At 68.6% G+C, this 18,535-nt stretch carries 17 protein-coding genes; 5 read left to right on the forward strand and 12 right to left on the reverse strand.

Going from position 1 to position 18,535, the window contains the following annotated elements; genetic code table 11:
• Nucleotides 1-75: 75 nt before the first annotated feature.
• Together ACYQ1K_RS09995 and ACYQ1K_RS10000 are read right to left on the reverse strand one after the other, a co-directional pair.
• Nucleotides 76-555 carry a methylated-DNA--[protein]-cysteine S-methyltransferase gene (locus tag ACYQ1K_RS09995; RefSeq protein WP_459982730.1) on the reverse strand — a complete coding sequence of 160 codons (480 nt, stop codon included), beginning with the start codon at nucleotides 553-555 and terminating at the stop codon, nucleotides 76-78.
• Nucleotides 555-2,030 carry an Ada metal-binding domain-containing protein gene (locus ACYQ1K_RS10000; protein ID WP_459982732.1) on the reverse strand — a complete coding sequence of 492 codons (1,476 nt, stop codon included), beginning with the start codon at nucleotides 2,028-2,030 and terminating at the stop codon, nucleotides 555-557. Before ACYQ1K_RS10000 ends, ACYQ1K_RS09995 begins: the two co-directional genes overlap by 1 nt.
• Nucleotides 2,031-2,195: 165 nt before the next feature.
• Between ACYQ1K_RS10000 and ACYQ1K_RS10005 the strand changes: the two genes are divergently transcribed.
• Nucleotides 2,196-2,675 (forward strand): DUF6328 family protein, encoded by a 480-nt coding sequence (locus tag ACYQ1K_RS10005; RefSeq protein ID WP_459982733.1) that lies wholly within the window; start codon nucleotides 2,196-2,198, stop codon nucleotides 2,673-2,675.
• A 40-nt stretch (nucleotides 2,676-2,715) separates the two neighbouring features.
• Nucleotides 2,716-3,420, forward strand: a complete 705-nt coding sequence (locus tag ACYQ1K_RS10010; protein WP_459982774.1) for a YwaF family protein — start codon at nucleotides 2,716-2,718, stop codon at nucleotides 3,418-3,420.
• A 53-nt stretch (nucleotides 3,421-3,473) separates the two neighbouring features.
• On the opposite strand, the gene ACYQ1K_RS10015 is transcribed toward ACYQ1K_RS10010, so the two are convergent.
• Entirely contained in the window at nucleotides 3,474-4,925 is a 1,452-nt protein-coding gene (locus ACYQ1K_RS10015; protein WP_459982736.1) for an APC family permease, read from the reverse strand.
• A gap of 173 nt (nucleotides 4,926-5,098) precedes the next feature.
• Here ACYQ1K_RS10015 and ACYQ1K_RS10020 point away from each other — a divergent pair, with 173 nt between their 5' ends.
• Nucleotides 5,099-6,511: a glutamine synthetase family protein gene (locus tag ACYQ1K_RS10020; protein WP_459982738.1), complete on the forward strand. Its 1,413-nt coding sequence runs from the start codon at nucleotides 5,099-5,101 to the stop codon at nucleotides 6,509-6,511.
• 5 nt (nucleotides 6,512-6,516) lie between these two features.
• Nucleotides 6,517-7,521, forward strand: coding sequence for a hypothetical protein (locus ACYQ1K_RS10025; RefSeq protein ID WP_459982740.1), 1,005 nt, complete (start codon nucleotides 6,517-6,519; stop codon nucleotides 7,519-7,521).
• A 59-nt stretch (nucleotides 7,522-7,580) separates the two neighbouring features.
• On the opposite strand, the gene ACYQ1K_RS10030 is transcribed toward ACYQ1K_RS10025, so the two are convergent.
• The 6 genes from ACYQ1K_RS10030 to ACYQ1K_RS10055 all read right to left on the reverse strand — a co-directional run bounded on the left by ACYQ1K_RS10030 (nucleotide 7,581) and on the right by ACYQ1K_RS10055 (nucleotide 14,646).
• Entirely contained in the window at nucleotides 7,581-8,660 is a 1,080-nt protein-coding gene (locus tag ACYQ1K_RS10030; RefSeq protein WP_459982742.1) for an NADP-dependent oxidoreductase, read from the reverse strand.
• Between the two features lie 33 nt (nucleotides 8,661-8,693).
• A complete protein-coding gene (locus ACYQ1K_RS10035) occupies nucleotides 8,694-9,440 on the reverse strand; it encodes an SDR family oxidoreductase (protein ID WP_459982743.1) in 747 nt (248 codons plus the stop codon).
• A gap of 7 nt (nucleotides 9,441-9,447) precedes the next feature.
• Nucleotides 9,448-10,935 carry a flavin-containing monooxygenase gene (locus ACYQ1K_RS10040; protein WP_459982745.1) on the reverse strand — a complete coding sequence of 496 codons (1,488 nt, stop codon included), beginning with the start codon at nucleotides 10,933-10,935 and terminating at the stop codon, nucleotides 9,448-9,450.
• Nucleotides 10,936-10,981: 46 nt separating this feature from the next.
• Complete coding sequence (locus tag ACYQ1K_RS10045) at nucleotides 10,982-12,265, reverse strand: YlbE family protein (RefSeq protein WP_459982747.1); 1,284 nt, start codon at nucleotides 12,263-12,265, stop codon at nucleotides 10,982-10,984.
• Entirely contained in the window at nucleotides 12,259-12,978 is a 720-nt protein-coding gene (locus ACYQ1K_RS10050; protein ID WP_459982748.1) for an SDR family NAD(P)-dependent oxidoreductase, read from the reverse strand. Before ACYQ1K_RS10050 ends, ACYQ1K_RS10045 begins: the two co-directional genes overlap by 7 nt.
• Before the next feature lie 147 nt (nucleotides 12,979-13,125).
• A complete protein-coding gene (locus ACYQ1K_RS10055) occupies nucleotides 13,126-14,646 on the reverse strand; it encodes an AMP-binding protein (protein WP_459982749.1) in 1,521 nt (506 codons plus the stop codon).
• A 159-nt stretch (nucleotides 14,647-14,805) separates the two neighbouring features.
• Here ACYQ1K_RS10055 and ACYQ1K_RS10060 point away from each other — a divergent pair, with 159 nt between their 5' ends.
• Nucleotides 14,806-15,546, forward strand: coding sequence for a FadR/GntR family transcriptional regulator (locus tag ACYQ1K_RS10060; protein ID WP_459982751.1), 741 nt, complete (start codon nucleotides 14,806-14,808; stop codon nucleotides 15,544-15,546).
• Between the two features lie 14 nt (nucleotides 15,547-15,560).
• Here ACYQ1K_RS10060 and ACYQ1K_RS10065 read toward each other — a convergent pair whose 3' ends face one another.
• The 3 genes from ACYQ1K_RS10065 to glsA form a co-directional block, all read right to left on the reverse strand.
• The gene (locus tag ACYQ1K_RS10065) at nucleotides 15,561-16,343 is read right to left on the reverse strand and encodes an SDR family NAD(P)-dependent oxidoreductase (protein ID WP_459982752.1); all 783 of its coding nucleotides are present in this window, start codon (nucleotides 16,341-16,343) and stop codon (nucleotides 15,561-15,563) included.
• On the reverse strand, nucleotides 16,340-17,269 hold the full coding sequence (locus tag ACYQ1K_RS10070) for an alpha/beta hydrolase (RefSeq protein WP_459982754.1): 930 nt from the start codon (nucleotides 17,267-17,269) through the stop codon (nucleotides 16,340-16,342). The genes ACYQ1K_RS10065 and ACYQ1K_RS10070 overlap by 4 nt, the downstream gene beginning before the upstream one ends.
• A gap of 181 nt (nucleotides 17,270-17,450) precedes the next feature.
• A complete protein-coding gene (gene glsA, locus ACYQ1K_RS10075; RefSeq protein WP_459982755.1) occupies nucleotides 17,451-18,428 on the reverse strand; it encodes a glutaminase A in 978 nt (325 codons plus the stop codon).
• Nucleotides 18,429-18,535: the final 107 nt, after the last annotated feature.

Raw genomic sequence — 18,535 nt, forward strand, 5'->3', positions numbered from 1 at the left:
CGGGGTTCGGCGAACGACAACCCGGGGTTCGGCGAACGACAACCCGGGGTTCGGCGAACGACAACCCGGGGTTCGTCAGAAGAGGGAGTCCGTCTCCAGGGTGAGCAGGAGCTGCTTGCGCTCGAGACCGCCGGCATAGCCGGTGAGGGTGCCGTTCGCGCCGATGACGCGGTGGCACGGGATGACGATCGGGATGGGGTTGCGGCCGTTGGCGAGGCCGACCGCGCGTGAGGCGGCGTTGGTCATGCCGAGCCGGTGGGCGATCTCGCCGTACGTCGCCGTCCTGCCGAAGCCGACGGCGAGGAGCTCGGCCCAGACCCGCTGCTGGAACGGCGTGCCCGCAGGCGCGAGGGGCAGGTCGAACTCCGTGAGCTCGCCGTCGAAGTAGGCACGCAGCTGGCGACCGCACTCCAGCAGCACCGGGTGCTCGTCACTGCGGTCTCCGAGCGGTCGGGCGGTCGAGTCGCGGAAGGGCCAGAACTCGATGGCGGTGATGGCGCCGTCGTGCTCGACGAGGCGCAGGTCGCCGACGGGCGAGTCGATGACGGTCCACATCAGGGGGACTCCAACAGGTCGAGGTCGAGGCTGTGCCACAGGTGCATGAGGGCGTAGGAGCGCCACGGGCGCCACTCCTCCGGGTCGGCCGCGCCGGGCGGATGACCCAGAGCCACGAGGGCGCGCCGCACGCCGATGTCGGTGGGCAGGAACACGTCGGGGTCGCCGAGCGCGCGCATCGCGATGTAGTCCGCCGTCCACGGCCCGATGCCGGGGAGGGCCAGCAGCCGGTCGCGCACCTCCGCCCGGTCGGCGCCCCGGTCGAGAGCGATGTCGCCGGCCGCGAGGGCACCGGCCAGCGCGGCGATCGCGCATCCACGCGCTTGCGGCATCGGCAGCGTCGCGGGATCGATGTCGGCGAGCGCACTCGGCCGCGGAAACAAGTGGGTCAGGCCGTCGACGCCGGTCTGGACCGGGGTGCCGTGCGACTCGACGAGGCGGCCCAGCACGGTGCTCGCGCCCGACACACTGACCTGCTGGCCCACGACGGTGCGGATCGCGAGCTCGCCGCCGTCGACGTGGCCGGCGACACGCAGGCCCGGCGTACGCCGCACGAGATGACCCACCAGAGGATCGGCGCCGAGCTGCTCGGCCACCGCGACGGGGTCACAGTCGGCGTCGAGGAGGCGCCGGGCGCGTTCGACCGCCGCAGCGGTGTCGCGCAGGTCGGTCAGCCGCAGAACCGCCGGCACGAACGCGGTCCCACCGTCCTGCAGAGCGTCCGCGAGCTCGAGCCGGACTGACCCAGGACCGTGGGGAAGGTCCAGCGTGCGCGAATACCAGCCTTCCCCCGCCAGCTCCACGCCCGCGACGGCATGCGCCGCGAGGAAGGCGTGCAGCGCACGGCCGGCGAAGGGCGTCCGCACCGCGAGGCGCATCTCCACGGCCCCCGGGCTCGTCGGGCGGTGCGACCTCGCGCGCCCGCGGCGCAGGTCGCTCGGCGTGACGTCGTAGACCTCCCGCACGGTGTCGTTGAACTGCCGCACGCTGGCGAAGCCGGCCGCGAAGGCCACGTCGGCGAACCCGAGCGAGGTGGTCTCGACAAGGATGCGTGCGGTCTGCGCGCGGCGTGCCCTCGCGAGAGCGAGCGGGCCGGCGCCCAGCTCGGCGTTGAGCAGGCGGCTCAGGTGCCGTGTGGTGTAGCCAATGCGCTGCGCCAGGCCTTCCACCCCTTCGCGGTCGACGACTCCGTCGGCGATCAGCCGCATCGCCCGACCGGCGACCGTGCCGGCGACATCCCACTCCGGGCTGCCCGGGGTGGCGTCGGGAAGGCAGCGCTTGCAGGCGCGGTAGCCGGCCGCCTGCGCGCTGGCGGCGCTCGGATGGAAGGAGACGTTGCCGAAGGACGGCGTCCGTGCCGGACACGAGGGTCGGCAGTAGATCCCCGTGGTGCGCACGGCCGTGTAGAACGTGCCGTCGAAGCGCCGGTCACGGCTCTGCACCGCCCGGTAGCACGCCTGCGGATCCAACGACATGCCCTCATCCTCCCTCACGCCACCGACATCGGCTGGCGGGATTCGGACACGGCAGCCCCCACCCGGAGGAGTGAGTGTCCCGACCACCTCCAGGTGGTCGAGACACTCACGGCCGGGCGCGGCGGATGCCTACACTCCGGGCGGCGACGCCGCTACGGTCGGGGAATGACGACGCCGGAGCCCACACCGCCGGCCGCCGACCTGTCCGACCAGACGATCAACCGCAACTGGACCGAGCTCATCCAGGAGCTCCGCGCGATCCAGGTCGGTGTGCAGGTGCTCATCGGGTTCCTCATCGCCCTCCCCTACACCGACAGGTTCCACACGCTGGACCAGGTGGAGAAGGCGGCGTACCTCGTGGTCCTGAGCCTCGCGGTCGCCGCCACCGCGGCGGTCCTCGCACCGGTCGCCTATCACCGCATCCTGTTCCGCCGCGGCGTGCGACCCTGGCTGGTGGACGTCGCGAACAGGATCGCCCGCGCCGGCCTCGTCCTCGCGGCGCTCTCCATGTGCGGCGTCGTGTTCCTCGCCTTCGACCTCGCGGCCGGCATGGCCGCGGGGGTCGCCGCGGGCGTCGTGGCCGTCGTCGGGTACGTCGTCCTCTGGCTCATCGTGCCGATGCGCGCCCATCCGCCGGGAGGATGACGTTCTCACCCTCCTGCTGCATCCTCGACTGGTGAGTCCCATGCTCGCCGAGGACCGCTTCCATGCGTGGTCGGGTCAGCACTACCTGATCATGCTGGTCACCGCGGTCGGCGCCGTCGGCGTCGCCTGGTGGGGTCGCCGCCACCGCGACACCACTGTGGAGGTCGTCGTACGCCGCGGGTTCGCCGCCGTCAGCCTTCTCGTCGTCGTGGCCTTGCAGATCTACTGGGTCACGCCCGGTCAGATGAACGTGCGGAGCTCCTGGCCGCTGCAGCTCTCGGACCTGGCCGACTACAGCGCGATCTTCGCCCTGTGGACCCGCGGACCCCGCTCGACGGCGTTCACCTACTACGTCGGCCTCACCCTCACGCTGATGGCGATCCTCACCCCGGCGCTGACCGAGCCGTTCCCCCACCCGCAGTGGTTCGGGTTCTGGTTTCGGCACATGTCCGTCGTCTGGGCCGCGGTCTATCTCGTCTGGGGCCTCGGGCTTCACCCGACGTGGCGGCTCTACCGGAGGACCGTCGCTGCCGTGCTGGTGTGGGCGGCGGTGGCCTACACGTTCGACGTCGTCGTGGGCGCCAACTACGGATACCTCGTCGACAAGCCGGCGACGGCCAGCGCGCTCGACCTCCTCGGACCGTGGCCGTGGTACGTGCTCGCCGCGATGGGCATCCTGCTCGCGATCTGGGCGGTCGTCTTCACCCTGCCCTGGGAGCGCCGGAGGGCGCGGGCCGCCAGGTAGCGCCGCCGGAGGACGACCGACGACGCCACCCGACCCGCTCACACGGGGCCGCGTCAGTTCTCCAGGATCTGCGCGTATCTCCCAGGTGAGGTCGCCCGGGCGATGGCGGTCATCGCCGCTCCGGCGACGAACGCGGCGCCCAGCCCCACGCACACCCAGTCAGCGGCGGCTCGACCACCGACCAAGAGGTCGAGGTTGTCCAGCACGAGGTAGACGACGAAGGCGAGAGCCGCGAACGACAGGACCGGCGCGATGACGGAGTTCCACACCGGGTCCTGACCTTCCCCACGCTGGTGGAATGCGACCACGGCGATGCTGGTCAGGAGCATCAGCAGCAGGATCCCCAACGTGGCGGCACCGGAGAGCCAGGTGTAGATCTCGGTGATCGGGTCGAGGCCGGCAGCCGTCAGCGCTCCGAGCGCTCCGGCCGAGACGACGGTGACGACGACCGAGGAGCGCGACGGCGCCCTATGCCTCGGGTGAACCTCGCCGATGTAGGCAGGCAGCACCCGACCATTGGCGAGGTTGAACTGGTAGCGGGCGACCACGTTGTGGAACGAGAGGCAGCAGGCGAACACGCTGCTGACCAGGAGAAGGATGACCGCGTCCTCGATGACCGAGCCGGCGTATCGACCCGCGAGGCCCTGCATCACCGTGGAGGGATCGGCGCCGGCGACCGCCGCTGCCCGCGCCACACCCAGGCCGTTGGCCACGGCGAAGGACGTGAGAGCGTAGAGACCACCGATGATCGCCACCGCGATGTAGGTGGCCCGGGGAATGGTGCGCTCAGGATCCTTCGCCTCGCTGCGGAACACGGCCGTCGCCTCGAAGCCGACGAACGCGAAGAACGCGAACATGAGTCCGAGCCCCGGTGCGCCGTCGAAGAGGTGACTCGGGTTCAGCGGCGCGGCCGAGAGGCCGTTGTCGCCGCCCTTGACGAAGACCGCGAAGTCGACGATCAGCACGACCAGGGCCTCGAGGACCAGCGCCACTCCCAGCACCTTCGCACTCACCTCGATGTCGCGGTAGCCGAGCAGGGAGATGATGACGAGGAACGAGAACGAGCACACCCACCACGAGACGCTCAGACCGAGATACTGGTCGAGCGCCGCCGCGGCGGCGACGCCGAGCAGCGCGTAGAGGGCTATCAGCAGGATGACGTAGGACGCCAGCGCCAGCGAGGCCGTCCCGGCCCCGGGGATCTTGCCCAGTCCCGCCTGGACGTAGGAGTAGAACGCTCCAGCGTTCTTGACGTGGCGGCTCATGAGCGTGAAGCCGACGGCGAAGACATACAGCACGATGGCCGCCGCCACGAAGTACAGCGGCGCCGAGGCGTTGCCGCCGAGAGCGAAGACCAACGGAATGACGGCGCACGCGGCGCCGAGGGGCGCGACTGCGGCGACCACCATGAAGACGATCGAGCCGACCCCCAGCCCCCGGTGGAGCAGCGCGGCCTTGTCGCCCTGGGAGCTCGCGCTCACCTGGGGATCTCTTGTTGCGGACATGGCTGGTTCTCCTTGTTCCTGCTCCGGGCCAACCGATTGACCCATTGGATCGATCTTCCGACCTTTAACTGCACCTGTCAACGCCCGACTCGTTGACAGTGTGACCTGCGCGACTTACGGTTTAGGTCTACTTGCTGGACCAAAGCGGCAAGCTCGCCTTCTGAGGAGTACTGATGAATCCCATGTCCACCTCTCGCGACGGCGCGACGACGGCGATCGGGCCGGACCGCCTCTCGTACGGCCCAATGTCGTTGGAGCAGCTCCGATCCGAGGCGGTTGCCGGGCTCGTCGACGGGGTCACGCTCATCACGCCCGACAACAGCGGGCGATGCCTGGCGGAGCGGGTCCCCACGGAGCGGTTTCTCAAGGAGTATGACCAGGTCGGCGCGTTCAAGGTGCCGCTCATGCTCTGGGGCGTTGACGTCGAGCAGAACGTCCGACTGGGTCTCGACCACGTCGGCGGGATGGGCGCTGGCGCCCCTGACGTCCCACTGGTTCCCGACGTCGCGACGCTGCGGCGTCTTCCCTGGCTGCCACGGCTTCCCGTCGTGATCTGCGATCCCACCTTGCCCGATGGCTCTCCCCTGGCGTACGCGCCGCGACAGATCCTGAAGACCCAACTGGAGCGGCTGGCCGCGCTCGGGGTCACCGTCCAGGCCGCGACCGAGCTCGAGTTCTACCTCTTTGACGAGTCTTATGAGACCGCCTGGAATGCGGAGCACCGTGGGCTGACCGCGGCCAGCCGGTACCACGCGGCCTACGACGCGGTCGCGGCGATCAAGGCCGAGCCCTTCGTCGAGGAGGTCATCCGCCAGATGGATCTGGCCGGCGTCGAGACCGAGGGATACGCCCACGAGTACGGATTCGGACAGCAGGAGATCAACCTCAAGCACGCCGGCGCTCTCGAGATGGCCGATCGACACTTCCTCTACAAGTTCGGCGTGAAGAGCATCGCTGCCCGCAAGGGTGTCTCCGCCACCTTCATGGCCAAGTGGACGATCGACGGTGAGGGCAGCTCATGCCACATCCACACGAGCCTGTGGGACCACTCCGGGACCCGGCCGCTCGGTGACCAGCCAGAGTTCGACGGCTACGTAGCGGGGGCGGCACGCGGGATGGCGGAAGCCACGTTGATGTATGCCCCCACCTTGAACTCCTACCGGCGCTTCCAACCCCACTCCTTCGCGCCGACCGCCATCGCGGTCGGCGACGAGAACCGGACCTGCGCGCTCCGACTCGTCGGATCCGGACCTACCAGGCGTGTGGAGAACCGCGTCCCGGGAGCCGACGTCAACCCTTACGTGGCGCTCGCAGCCATGGCAGCCGGCGGCGCAAGCGGCATCGAGGCGCGCCTCGCCATGCCGACGCTGGAGACGGGTGACATGTACACACGGACCGACGTCCCCACCCTGGCCACCTCGTTGCCGCAGGCGATCGCACAGTTCGCCCAGAGCCGCGGGCTACGCGAGGCCCTCGGCGCCGAGGTGCACCGCCACCTCCTCATCCTCGGCCAGGAGGAGGAGCTGGCCTTCCTCACCGAGACCGTGACGGACTGGGAGAAGCGTCGCCTCTTCGAGCGCGCTTGACGCCGGTGGGGCCGACACGATTCTCTGACGCGCTCGGCCACGACGTCCGGTCCGACCCCTGGACCGAGCAAGGCCGGTCCTCGTACTCCCTCGCTCTCGACGCTCTCGAGGAAGGTCGAGGAGACGATGCCGCCGCGCTGGCGCGGATGACCGTCCAGGAGGCACAGGAGGCCTTCGACCTCTACGTTCGCTGGCTCGACGAGCTTCCGGCTTTGCTTGCCCAGTCGGATGTGCCTGAGTCGGCGCTCGGACCCGCGCATGCGGATGCCGCGCGGGTCCGAGCGGAGCTCGAGGGCGGATGGAGGCGCTACCTCGAGCGCATCGCCCGGTTCGAGGAGCTGGGCACCCGCGGCGACCCGCAGGCGGCCCAGGAGCTCGAGGCTGCACGATCGACATGGCTCGCCGTACACGACCCGGCGACCGATCGGCTCGCGGCACTCTTCGCCCTTGCCGCCGCCTCCCTCGGCGAGGCCAGCGTCGGCCCGCTCTGGGACGCACTGCTGCGCGACTACTACGCCGGCATCCCAGGCAAGTACGACCCCGCGGCTCATCCGTGGGAGCAGTCAGTCGAGCGCCTGGGCCTGGACATCTTCGAGGCGGTGCGGGGACATCTCACCGGCCCCTCCCGCGATGGCCGCTTCACGGTCAGGGAGGAGCGGGAACGGTGGGTGCTCGAGTTCGCCCCCTGCGGCTCCGGTGGCCGGACCTACGACGACTCGGATCCAGCCGAGCGCGATCCCAGGGAGTTCACGAGCAACGAGCACAACTGGGCGTGGAACACCAAGGGCGTGTGTCTGTACTGCGCGCACTGCTGCCAACTTCAGCAGCGAGCGCCGATCGAGCTGATCGGCATCCCACTGCGGGTGATCGAGCCGCCGGTGCGACCAACTGCGGATGGCGCTGGGCGACGTGTGTGCACCTGGTCGATCTACAAGGATCTCCGCCACATCCCGGCCCACGCCTACACGGATGTGGGGGCGGTCCCGCCATCGGCGACGTCCGGCGGGTGACCTCACAGGTCAAGGCCGCCGTGGCCCCCTCGTGGGTGCCACGGCGGCCTGTTGAGTCGTCAGTACTGGGCGGGAACGCCCAGCTGCAGGATCTGCTTCCCGAGGTTCTTGCCGTCGAAGAGCCGGTTCATGGTCGAGACGGCGTCGGTGACGTCTCCGTCCACGATGTCCTCGGCCCACACCAGGCGCTCCTCGCCGATCCAGTCGGTCAGCCGCTCGGTCGCGACGTCGAATCGGTCTGCGAAGTCCGTCACGATGAAGCCCTTCATCGTGCCGCTACGAACGGTGATCGTCGACAGGTTCGTCGGCCCGTAGGCCACCGCCTCGTCGGAATAGCCACTGGAGATCCCTCCGCAGAGCACGACAGTCCCCCGCTGGGCGATGTTGGAGATGCCCGCTTCGAGGATCCTGCCCGCCACGTTGTCGAAGAAGACGTCGACACCCCGCGGGGCCAGCTTGGCGAGGCGCTCGGCCACGTCCTCGGACTTGTAGTCGATCACGTGATCGAACCCGGCGACGTCGGTGAGCCACTGGACCTTCGTCGGGCCGCCCGCGATCCCGATGACCGTGGCGCCGGCCAGCTTCGCCAGCTGACCGGCCACCGAGCCGGTCGCTCCCGCGGCGCCCGAGACGAGGACGACGTCCCCGGGCCGCGGCTCGCCGAGCTCCAGCATCCCGAAGTAGGCGGTCAGACCGGTGGTGCCGAGGACACCGAGGGCCGCGGTGGGAGGAACACCCTGCGGCACCCGGCGGGCGACCGGCCGGCTCGCGCTGGGGTCGTGGACATGCTCGAGCTGGCCGAGCGTCCCCTCCTCGAACGCAGCCAGGGCATGGGTCTGCCATCCGAAGTTCCCGGTCACGAGGGTGCCGGCACCGACGCCCTCCACGCCGGACTCGACGACCTCGCCGACACCGTGGCCGCGCATGACCCCGCCGAGGGGAACCGGAGGCGCGTACGACGGCCCGTCGTTCATCCACCCCCGCATCGCCGGGTCGAAGGCGATCCACAGGACGCGGACCAGGACCTCGCCCGGCCCGGGCTCTGGTGCGGGCGCCTCCTCCAGGGTGAAGTCCTCGAGTGTGGCCGTCCAGGTCGGCCGACGCGTCAACAGCATGCGTCGGTTCATCGGATGGTTCATGACCTCATCGTCTCCTTTGATCCATTTCGTGGGCTAGTCCTCGGGGGTGACGTACGCCGCGGAGATGCCTCCGTCGACGACGAGCTCGAAGCCGTTGACGAAGCTCGAGGCATCGCTCAGGAGGAAGACCGCGGCGGCGGCCATCTCCTCCGCTGTCCCGAACCGTCCGGCCGGCACGTGCACCATGCGCCGTGCGATCTGGTCGGGGGTGAAGAGCGCGTCCAGCATCGGTGAGCGGACGGGGCCAGGGCTCAGCGTGTTGACGCGCACTCCCTTGCGGGCGAACTCGACTGCCATCTCGCGCGACATCGCGACCACGGCGCCCTTCGAGGCCGTGTATCCGATCTGCGAGACGGCGGAGCCCATCGACGCCACGAGGGATGCGGTGTTCACGACGGCACCACCACCTGACGCGATCAGGTGCCCGATCCCGTGCTTGCAGCACAGCAGCACGCTGTCCACGTTGACCCGCAACGTGCGGTCGAAGATGCTGAGGTCCTCGACGAGAACGGAGGTGTCCTCTGCCAGCGCGACGCCGGCGTTGTTGAACAGGCCGTCGATGCGCCCGTACTTCTCGACCACGCTCGCATAGAGGTCACGAACGTCGTCCTCCACGGTCAGGTCGCAGCCGAGGAACGCATGCGCACCGGTGTCGTCGACCTCGCGCAGGTCGATGCCGACGACCGTGGCGCCTTCCCCGACGAGGGCAGCAACGCTCGCTCGGCCGATCGCACCGGCCGCTCCGGTCACGACGATGACCTTCTGATCCACGGCACCCATGTCGCGGCTACCGCGCGTCGATGCCGAACCAGCGCGCCAAGCGCAGCCCGATGATGTAGGAGGTCGGGCTGTAGGGCCACTGGCTGATGATCTTCCCGCTGGTGCCGTGGAAGTAGCTCGGCACCTCGGTCCACACCGTCTTGGCGAGACGGCGCTGGAGGCGTCGGTTGTAGAGGCTGTGCATATAGCCCTTGACCGTGACCTTGCGAGCCTTCCCCGCCGCCAGCTTCTTGATCACCTTGGCGGCGAACCTGGCCTGCGCCTCGTAGTAGGTGACCAGCGGGATGCCGCTGGTGTTCGGACCGAAGATCATGAAGAAGTTGGGGAAGTTGGGTGTCATGACACCCAGGAACGCGTCGGCACCTCCCTCCCACTGCTCGCGCAGGACGATGCCGTTCTCTCCGACGGTCCGGTAGGTGCTGATGAAGTTGGCCGCATCGAAGCCGGTCGCGAGCACGATCATGTCGAGGTCGTGCTTCTCCCCCGCGGCGTCCACCACCCCGGCCGGGGTGACCTCGGTGACGGCGTGAGGGATGAGCTCGACCTTCGGCGAGAGCAGGCTCTTGTAGTAGGTGTCGCTGATGACCGTGCGACGCGCCTCGATGGAGAAGTCCGGAGTGAGAAGCCTCTCGAGCTCGGGCCGCGAGCCGACCTCCTGGTGGAGATACTCCTTCGCCGCCTTCAGGCGCTTCCTGTTCACCCGACCGTCCGCCCGCGCATGGCTGGCGTTGTACTGACGCAGGTCGTAGTCGAGGTAGAGGCGGTAGCGGCGGAAGTAGTAGACGGGCTTGAGCCGGTTCCACCGACGCTCAGCCGGGGTGAAGTCGCGCGCGTTCTTCGGGAGCAGCCAGTTCGGCTCGATCTGGAAGACCTTGACGGACTTGCCCTGCCGCTCGGCCTCGGTCACGACCTGCACCGCGGACGAGCCGGTCCCGAGGACGCCGATCGCCTTGTCCTGCAGCGTGAGCTCGTCGCGCCACGTCGAGGTGTGGCACAGGTCGCCTTCGAACACCGTCTCTCCGCGGAGGAAGGGCGGGATCAGCGGCGTGTTGAGGAAACCGACGGCTGAGACGACCGCCTTGAACGGCCCGTGAGAGCGACCCGCCTCGTCCTGGATCATCCACGTCTTCGAAGACTCGTCCCACGTGAGGGTGGCGACACCGGTGTTGAGCAGCGTTCGCTCGTAGAGACCCCACTTGCGGGCGACGCCCTGCAGATACTCGAGCAGCTCATGCCAGTTGGCGTGCGTTCGCGTCCAGTCGTGTGGCTCGAACGAGAAGGAGTAGATGTGCGACTCGAGGTCGACCTCCGCTCCGGGATAGCGGTTCACCAGCCAGGTGCCGCCGATGTCCTCGGAGCGCTCGAACATCACGAAGTCGTGAACGCCCTCCCTGATCAGAGCCGTCGCGGCCGCGATGCCGCTGAAGCCGGTGCCGATGATCGCGACGTCATGAGCCCTGGACTCCAGGGACGCCGTCGAGTTCGCAGAGTCCATGATGACCACCGTCTCGTCGTGTCGATTGGTTATTTGGACTAGTCTTTCAACCATTACGGCGGGCGTCAAGACTCTCGCCGAGGGCAGCCAAGGCCATCTCGAAGCAGTCGCGAGGCGCGCGGATGATCCCGGCGCCGATCTGGCCCCCGTCGCGGCCCGCGAGGCCGACATCCATGACCGGCGTGATGCCGGTCGCGAGCACCTTGCGGGCGTCAACGGCGGTCGGCGTGCCACGGAAGTCGAACAAGGGGATGCGGTACGTCGAGCTCTCGCCGTGCGTGATCTCGTACATCTCTCGGTTCCGCGCGATCATGACGTCGGCGGATCCGCCTTGGTACTCCTGCAAGGTGAGCGCGCAAGCCTGGGCGAACCCTCCGAGGCCGACGGTCTCGGTGATCGGCGACTCCCCACCCATCCAGGTGATCTCATCCTCGCGATGACCAGCGAAGAGCTTGCCCTCGTGAACGGGCGGCGGGCCCTCGAACCACTGGTCCCCCAGTCCTGCGAGCTTGATGGCGAAGCCGCGGCAGTTGAAGGCCATCGCCGAGACCAGCGTCGAGCCAGGGACGACCATCGCGTCGGCGGAGGCCTTGGCGGCCGCCATGGAGAGTCGCAGGAAGAAGTAGTCGTTCTCAGCAAGGTGCAGCATGGTCTCGCGGACGCCAGGGAAGTCGTCTCGCACCATGTCGAGGACGGCTGGCAGAATCGCGCGGCTGAAGAGGACCGATGCAGCGGCGTTCCGACTGTGCACCTCGTCACCCATGCGCAGAGCCCGAGCGATCAGTGGTTTGAGCGCCACACCACCGGTCCGCCGGATCGCCTCCCCCACGACTGGCGCAAGCACCGTGTTGACGTGCTCGAGCCGCTCGTGGACGCCTTCGTCGTAACAGCCGTAGTTGAGGCGGCGCGGCTCCTTGCCTTCGTAGAAGTTGCAGTACCCGATGTTGCCGTGCGCACGGTTCTCGACGACGAAGACCGGCATGGAGGCGGTGTATATGCCGGCCAGCGAGCCGACAGCGCCGTAGTCATGGCACGCGCCGATCGAGATGTCGCCTGACGCGAAGCCGTCGATCGCCTCCTGACGAGTGCGCGCGAGGCCCTCGAAGAGAGCACCGCCGATGAGAGCCTCGCGCTGGCCGCCGACGTACGCCTCCCAGGCCATGGGCGCGCCCGAGGTGAGGACGAGGTTCTCCCCGTAGCCGGGGATGGCCTCCCGGGCCGGCGCCACATCGACCACCCAGGGGTCGGCTGCGTCCAGACGGTCGAACGCCTCTGCGTTCGCGGCCTCCACGCAGCTGGCCCGCAGGACGGGTGACGCGGCGGTCACCATGCGACCACACCGCCGTCGACGAGGATGGTCTGAGCGGTGACGAAGGAGGATCGCGCGGAGATGAGGAACTCGACGACCTCGGCGACCTCCTCCGGCTCGCCGATGCGCTTGAGCATGGCGTGGGCGGCCGCCGCCTCCTCGCCGCCGGAGACGCGCGCCATCGACTCGCTCATCGGCGCCCGGATGACACCGGGCGCGACGTTGTTCACCCGGATGCCCCGAGGCGCGAGCTCGGCGGCGAGGTAGCGGGTGTAGGCCGCGATCCCCGCCTTGGTCGCGCCGTACACCGACGCACCGGTGAACCGGCCGAAGTGCCCGGTCAGCGAGCCGATGTTCACGATGGAGCCACCATCGGCGACCAAGCCCGCAGTCGCCTCCACCACCCGAGCCATCCCGGCGATGTTGACCTGGAACATCAGCTCCAGCTTGGCTTCGTCGAGCTCCCCGACGAACGAGTCGCGGAGGATGCCCGCGCAGTTGACGACACCCGCGAGCCGCTCGCCGTCGTCCACGACCCCGCCCACGGCGCGGCGGACCGAGTCCCCGCAGGTGACGTCCATCACGACGAACCGGTGGCCGAAGGCATCAGCCCCCTCAGGGATCGATGACTCCAGGTCCGCGGCGACGGGCTCGTATCCACCCTCCGCGAGCCGGGCGCAGATGGCGCGGCCGATGACTCCGCCGCCGCCGGTGACGATCACTTTCCCGGTCACTGTGATACCTCTCGTTGTGGCAGCGCATGACCACTGCTGTCATTTATGTTTCATTGCCTCGGTCTTTCGACCTTTTTTGATGCGCCGACACGGCGACGTGCGTGACAAGCGCTGGCCGCCCGAGCAGCCTCCAGCGCCGGCTGGTGTCTAGTTGACCTGCCGCTCGCGGTCGCCCCAGAAGTCCTGCCGAAGCTTGAACTTCTGCAGCTTGCCTGTCGTGGTGCGCGCGAGCTCGGTGCGGAACTCGATTCGCTTAGGGGTCTTGTAGCCGGCGAGGCGCTCGCGGCAGTAGGCCATCAGCTCGCTCGCCGACACTTCGGCCTGCGCCACGACGAGCGCGGTGACGAGCTCGCCCCACTGTTCGTCCGGAATGCCGATGACGGCGGCCTCGCGCACGGCCGGGTGACTGGCCAGGACATCCTCTACCTCGATCGAGGAGACGTTCTCCCCGCCGGAGACGATGACGTCCTTCTTGCGGTCCTGAATGGTGAGGTAGCCGTCCGTGATGGCACCGCCGTCGCCCGTATGGAAGACGTTGTCCTGTTGCGCCCGGGCAGTCTCCTCGGGGTTCTGCCAGTAGCCCTCGAGGTTGTGGTTGCTCGCCACGAGCACCTCACCGTCGGGCGCAACTCCCACGCGGACGCCGATCGCCGGGGCCCCGGCCCTCCCCAGGAGACGCGCTTGCTCGAGGCTTGGCAGGTCGCGCCACTCGCGACGCATCCGCGACATCGTGATGAAGGGCGAGGTCTCAGTCAGACCATAGATCTGGATGAGCTCCCACCCCAGCTCGTCCCGGATGCGCTCGATGAGACGCGTGGGAGGCGGCGCTCCGGCGACGACGACCCGGACGCGGTCGCGCCCAGGAACAGGCCCCTCCCACGTCTGGGCAGCATCCAGCACGGCAGCCATCACCGCCGGTGCGCCGCACATCAGCGTCACCCCGTGCCGCTCGACGCGGCGGAGGATCTCGGCGCCGTCCACCTGGCGCAGGATGATGTGGGTGCCTCCGAAGCCCGTGATGGCATACGGCATGCCCCACCCGTTGGCATGGAACATGGGAAGCGTGTGCAGGTAGGTCTCGTCCTCGTCGATCCCGAGATGCCAGCCGAAGGTGGCGGCGTTGAGCCAGAGGTTGCGGTGGGTCAACTGGACGCCCTTGGGGCGCGCGGTCGTCCCGGATGTGTAGTTGATGGTCGCCGTGGCCGCTTCGTCGGCCACCCATTCCCGCGGCGTCGCAGCATTGGTCCACAGCGGCTCGTCATCTTCTCCGAAGACGAACGTGTGCCGGCACCGGACCTCGTCGGCGATCCCCTGGAGCGAGGGGTCGACGAGAAGCACCTCGGCGCCGCTGTGCTCCAGGATGTAGTCGACCTCCCCCGCCGTGAGGCGGAAGTTGATCGGGACGAGGATCCGGCCGGACCCACTGACGCCGTAGAAGGCGGTGAGCATGCGCGCGGAATTCTGGGACAGGATCGCCACCCGTCCGCCGACGGGGACGGCCAGAGCATCCAGGGTCGCGGCGAGCGAGCGGCTTCGCGCCGAGAGATCGCGATAGGTGATCTGCTGCCAGGCGTGGCCGATGAGGGGCTCGTCGACGACGGCGGTGCGGTCAGGGAAGACAGTGACCGCCCGGGTCAGGAAGTCGTTGACAGTGAGGGGGTAGAACATCGCTTCTCCGTGACAAGGGTCTAAAAGCCGGGCCATATATACTGAAGCACCGTACGCAGCAATTGGACTAAAGACAAGACCTCTAGGTCTTTTCTGAGATTCGACGCTGCCCGTACGGGCCGAGTGAGTCGCAGGGCGCGATCCGAGGAGGATGAGGAGATGGCCGTGACCGAGGTGGCGAACCTAGGACCGATCCGGCAGATCGCGGCGCACGAGCTGGTCCTGGACCAGATTCGACGCTCGATGGACGCCGGGCAGTTCCGCCCCGGCGACAGGTTGCCGTCCGAGCGCGATCTCGCGGAGATGCTCGACGTGTCGCGGACCACTGTCCGCGCTGCAGTGGCGGTCCTGGAGCGCGAGGGACGGATCTCCGTGAGACGGGGGCGCGGAGGCGGCTTCCTCGTGCTCGAGCCGACGTACGACCCCGTGGAGGCCAGGCACGAGCTGAAGCGGAATCGGGTAGCGGTGCGCGACGCGTTCGACTTCCGCGTCATCGTCGAGTCCGGCGCCGCACGCCTGGCCGCCGAGCGCCGCAAGTCCGCCGACCTTCCCAAGCTGGCCGACCTCGTGAGCCGCATGGACGAGACGATCAAGGCTGGCCGCGGCGCCGACGCGTCCACGGCACAGGTCACCGAGTTCCAGCTCCTCGACTCGGCGTTCCACCTCGGGATCGCGGAGGCCTCCGGCAATCAGCAGCTCGTCGACTCGGTCGCCCAGGCACGGAGCCGGATGTGGCTGCCCGTCGGCGCGATCTTCGGCCACATCGAGGACAACGCCAACGACCACCACGCCGAGATCCTCGGCGCGATCCGCGGCAAGGACGCCGACTTGGCGGCAGCCACGATGACTGCTCACATCAACGAGACCCGGCACACCATCGAGTCCTGGCTGAGCCGGTAGCCGAGATGGATGGCTCACCCGATGTTGGTGAGCCACCCACCATCGACGACGAGGTCGGTCCCAGTGACGAACGACGAGTCGTCGGAGAGCAGATAGACGACTGCCGAGCAGACGTCTCCGGCCGTACCCACGCGTCGAAGCGGCACGCGTTGCGCCATCGACTGCTCCCGGGCAGGATCACGCTCGTAGATGCCCGCGATCATCGGCGTGACGATGGCACCTGGACACACAGTGTTGGACCGGACGCCATCCGGACCGTACTGAGCGGCGATCGCGCGCGACAGGCTGATCAAACCGGCCTTGGAGACCTGGTAGGCATCGAGTGCGCCGTCCGCGAGCCGCAGGCCCGCGATGCTGGCGATGTGCACGATCGATCCCGCGCCCTGCGCCTGCATGCGGGGTAGCACTGCGCGCGCGAAGAGCATCGGCCCGGTGAGGTTGATCGCCAGCACGCGAACCCACGCCTCGAGGTCCATGTCGACGATGGAGCCGTCGACGAACGGAGGGGTCGGAAGCCCCGCATCATCGAACCAGGCGACGCCCGCGGCGTTGACGAGCATGTCGACCGTCTTCGTCCTCGACGTGTCGAGCGCTGCAGCCACCGCCTCAGGAGCCAGCCGGGGATCCGACACATCACCACAGACGTACGGTGCCCCCGCCGGGAACTCCTGCGACGCTCCCTTCAGGTCGACCCCCACGACATGCGCGCCCCGACGGGACAGCTCGATGGCGATGGCGAGGCCCATTCCTCCCCCAGCCCCCGTGACGATCGCCGTCCGACCGGCGAAGCCGCTCATCGGACCTCGTCTGCGAGGTGGGCGCGCAGGTAGTCGGCGACGTCGGCGATGGCGACCTTGGCGTCCTCGAAGAGGCTCGGGAACTGGGCGAAGCCATGGATCATGCCGTCGTACTGACGGTGGAGGGTCTTCACGCCTCCAGCCGCGAGCTTGTCGGCCATCGCATGACCGCCGATGCCGATGGGGTCGTACTCCGCCGTGAGGACGAACGTTGGAGGAAGCCCCTCCACCGCCGCGTTCAAGGGCGATGCGTAGTCCTCGACCGCGTCCTCCGGGCCGCTGAAGTAGGCGTCCTTGTGCCACTGGACCTCGTCGCGGAACAACACGTAGCCCTCGTAGTCGAGATCGAACCCCTCGTCGAGATCGAACGTCGTCGCCGGGTAGATCAGGACCTGGCACGCCAACCGCGGGCCGTCGTGGTCGCGCGCCTGCAGCGCAACGGCAGCCGCCAGGTTGCCCCCCGCACTGTCGCCGACCACGGCGATGCGAGAAGCGTCGATGGTCAACCGGTCGGCATGGTCGGCCGCCCAGAGGAACGCGTGATAGCAGTCGCGGGGAGCCGCCGGATACTTGTGCTCGGGCGGCCGGCGGTAGTCGACGCTCAGCACGGCGTACCCACTGGCGTTGGCGATCGACCGGCAGATGCCGTCGTGGGAGTCGAGGCTGCCCATCTGCCAGCCACCGCCGTGGAGATACAGCACCAGCGGGGTCGCCGCCGACGTGGGACGGTAGAGCCGAACCGGGATGTCCCCATCGAGAGTGGCGGCGACCATGTCCACCACGTCCTCGACCGGCTCCACATCGAGCGCCGCGAACGTCGCCTCGAAGTTCGCGCGGGCCTGCCCGATGGGGAGCAGGTGGCTGTTGGGCTGGTCGCTGGCGGCAGCCGCGTCGAGAAGCTGCTGCGCCACGGGATGAAGCGGCATCGAGACCCCTGTGCCTCTGGCCCGGAACGGGCTACGTCTTTTGGTCCGTTCTTTCGACCTTAAATTACGGCTTCTGCGGGTGTCAACTCCGCGGCATTCTTCAGGCCCAGCCTGAAGGCGCGGCACGGTGGCGACCGGCGGCCAGAAGCGCTGGAACGTGTGCCTCGGCTTCTCGTTGACGTCAGAACAGCGACCAGCCGGCCCTCGATGCGAAGTCCTCGATGGCGGCGACGGCTCCGACCGAGTTTCCGGAGCGGTCGAGCGGCGGGCTCCAGGCACAGACCGTGCCGACGCCCGGCAGCGTGGCGAGGACGCCGCCGCCGATGCCGCTCTTGGCTGGCATCCCGATCCGGTAGGCGATGTCACCGGCGGCGTCGTACATGCCGGAGGTGAGGAGCACCGCGTTCATGCGTCGGACGTTCGCAGAGTCGAGGAAACGACCCTGCAGGCACCGGTCGACCAGGAAGCGCGCGGCACGCGCTGTCCCGAGGACAGAGCCGGTGATGGCGCATTGGGCGTAGTACTGCGCGAGCACGTCGTCGACGTCGTTCAGCAGGCGACCATACTCGGCGAGGACGTGGGCGAGGGCCCGGTTGCGATGATCCGCCTGCGCTTCTGAGGAAGCCACAGCCTCGTCGGGCCCGACGTTCGGGTCGCCTGACTGGTCACGAATCAGCTCGGCCACGGTTTCGACCGCGGACCCGGTGTGGTGCAGGAGTCGATCAGTAACGATCAGCGCTCCCGCATTGACGAATGGGTTCCGCGGCCGGCCCCCGGCGCGTTCCAGCTCACTGACCGAGTTGTACCCGAGCTCGGTCGGGCCCCAGCCGACGTGGCTCCATGCCGTCGGCTCCGCCCGCAGCAGCGCCGCCAGTGCGAACAGCTTCGTCACGCTCTGCAGCGAGAATCTCCTCTCGCTGTCGCCTATCCCGAACTCGATGCCGCTCACGGTGGTGACCGCGAAGCCGAAGCTCTCGGGGTTCACGTTCGCGAGCTCCGGGATCTTGTCCGAGACGACGCCGTCCGCCGCCTTCAAGCGCCCGACGCGGACGGCCTGCGCCGCGATGGCGGCCAGCTCATCCGCAGTGGCGGCCAGAGCGGGCCGGAAGCTGGAAGCGGGAGTGGCGGCGGGGCTGCCTGTTGCCGCTGGACTGAGCACGATCCCAGCGTACGAAAGAACTAAAGGTTCATGCAATAATCCAAAAGCGGCGGCTTTGTCAGTAGGGGTAGAAGCCCTGGCCGCTCTTCTTGCCCAGCAGCCCGGCG

The sequence above is a fragment of the Nocardioides sp. AN3 genome (genome assembly GCF_054653495.1).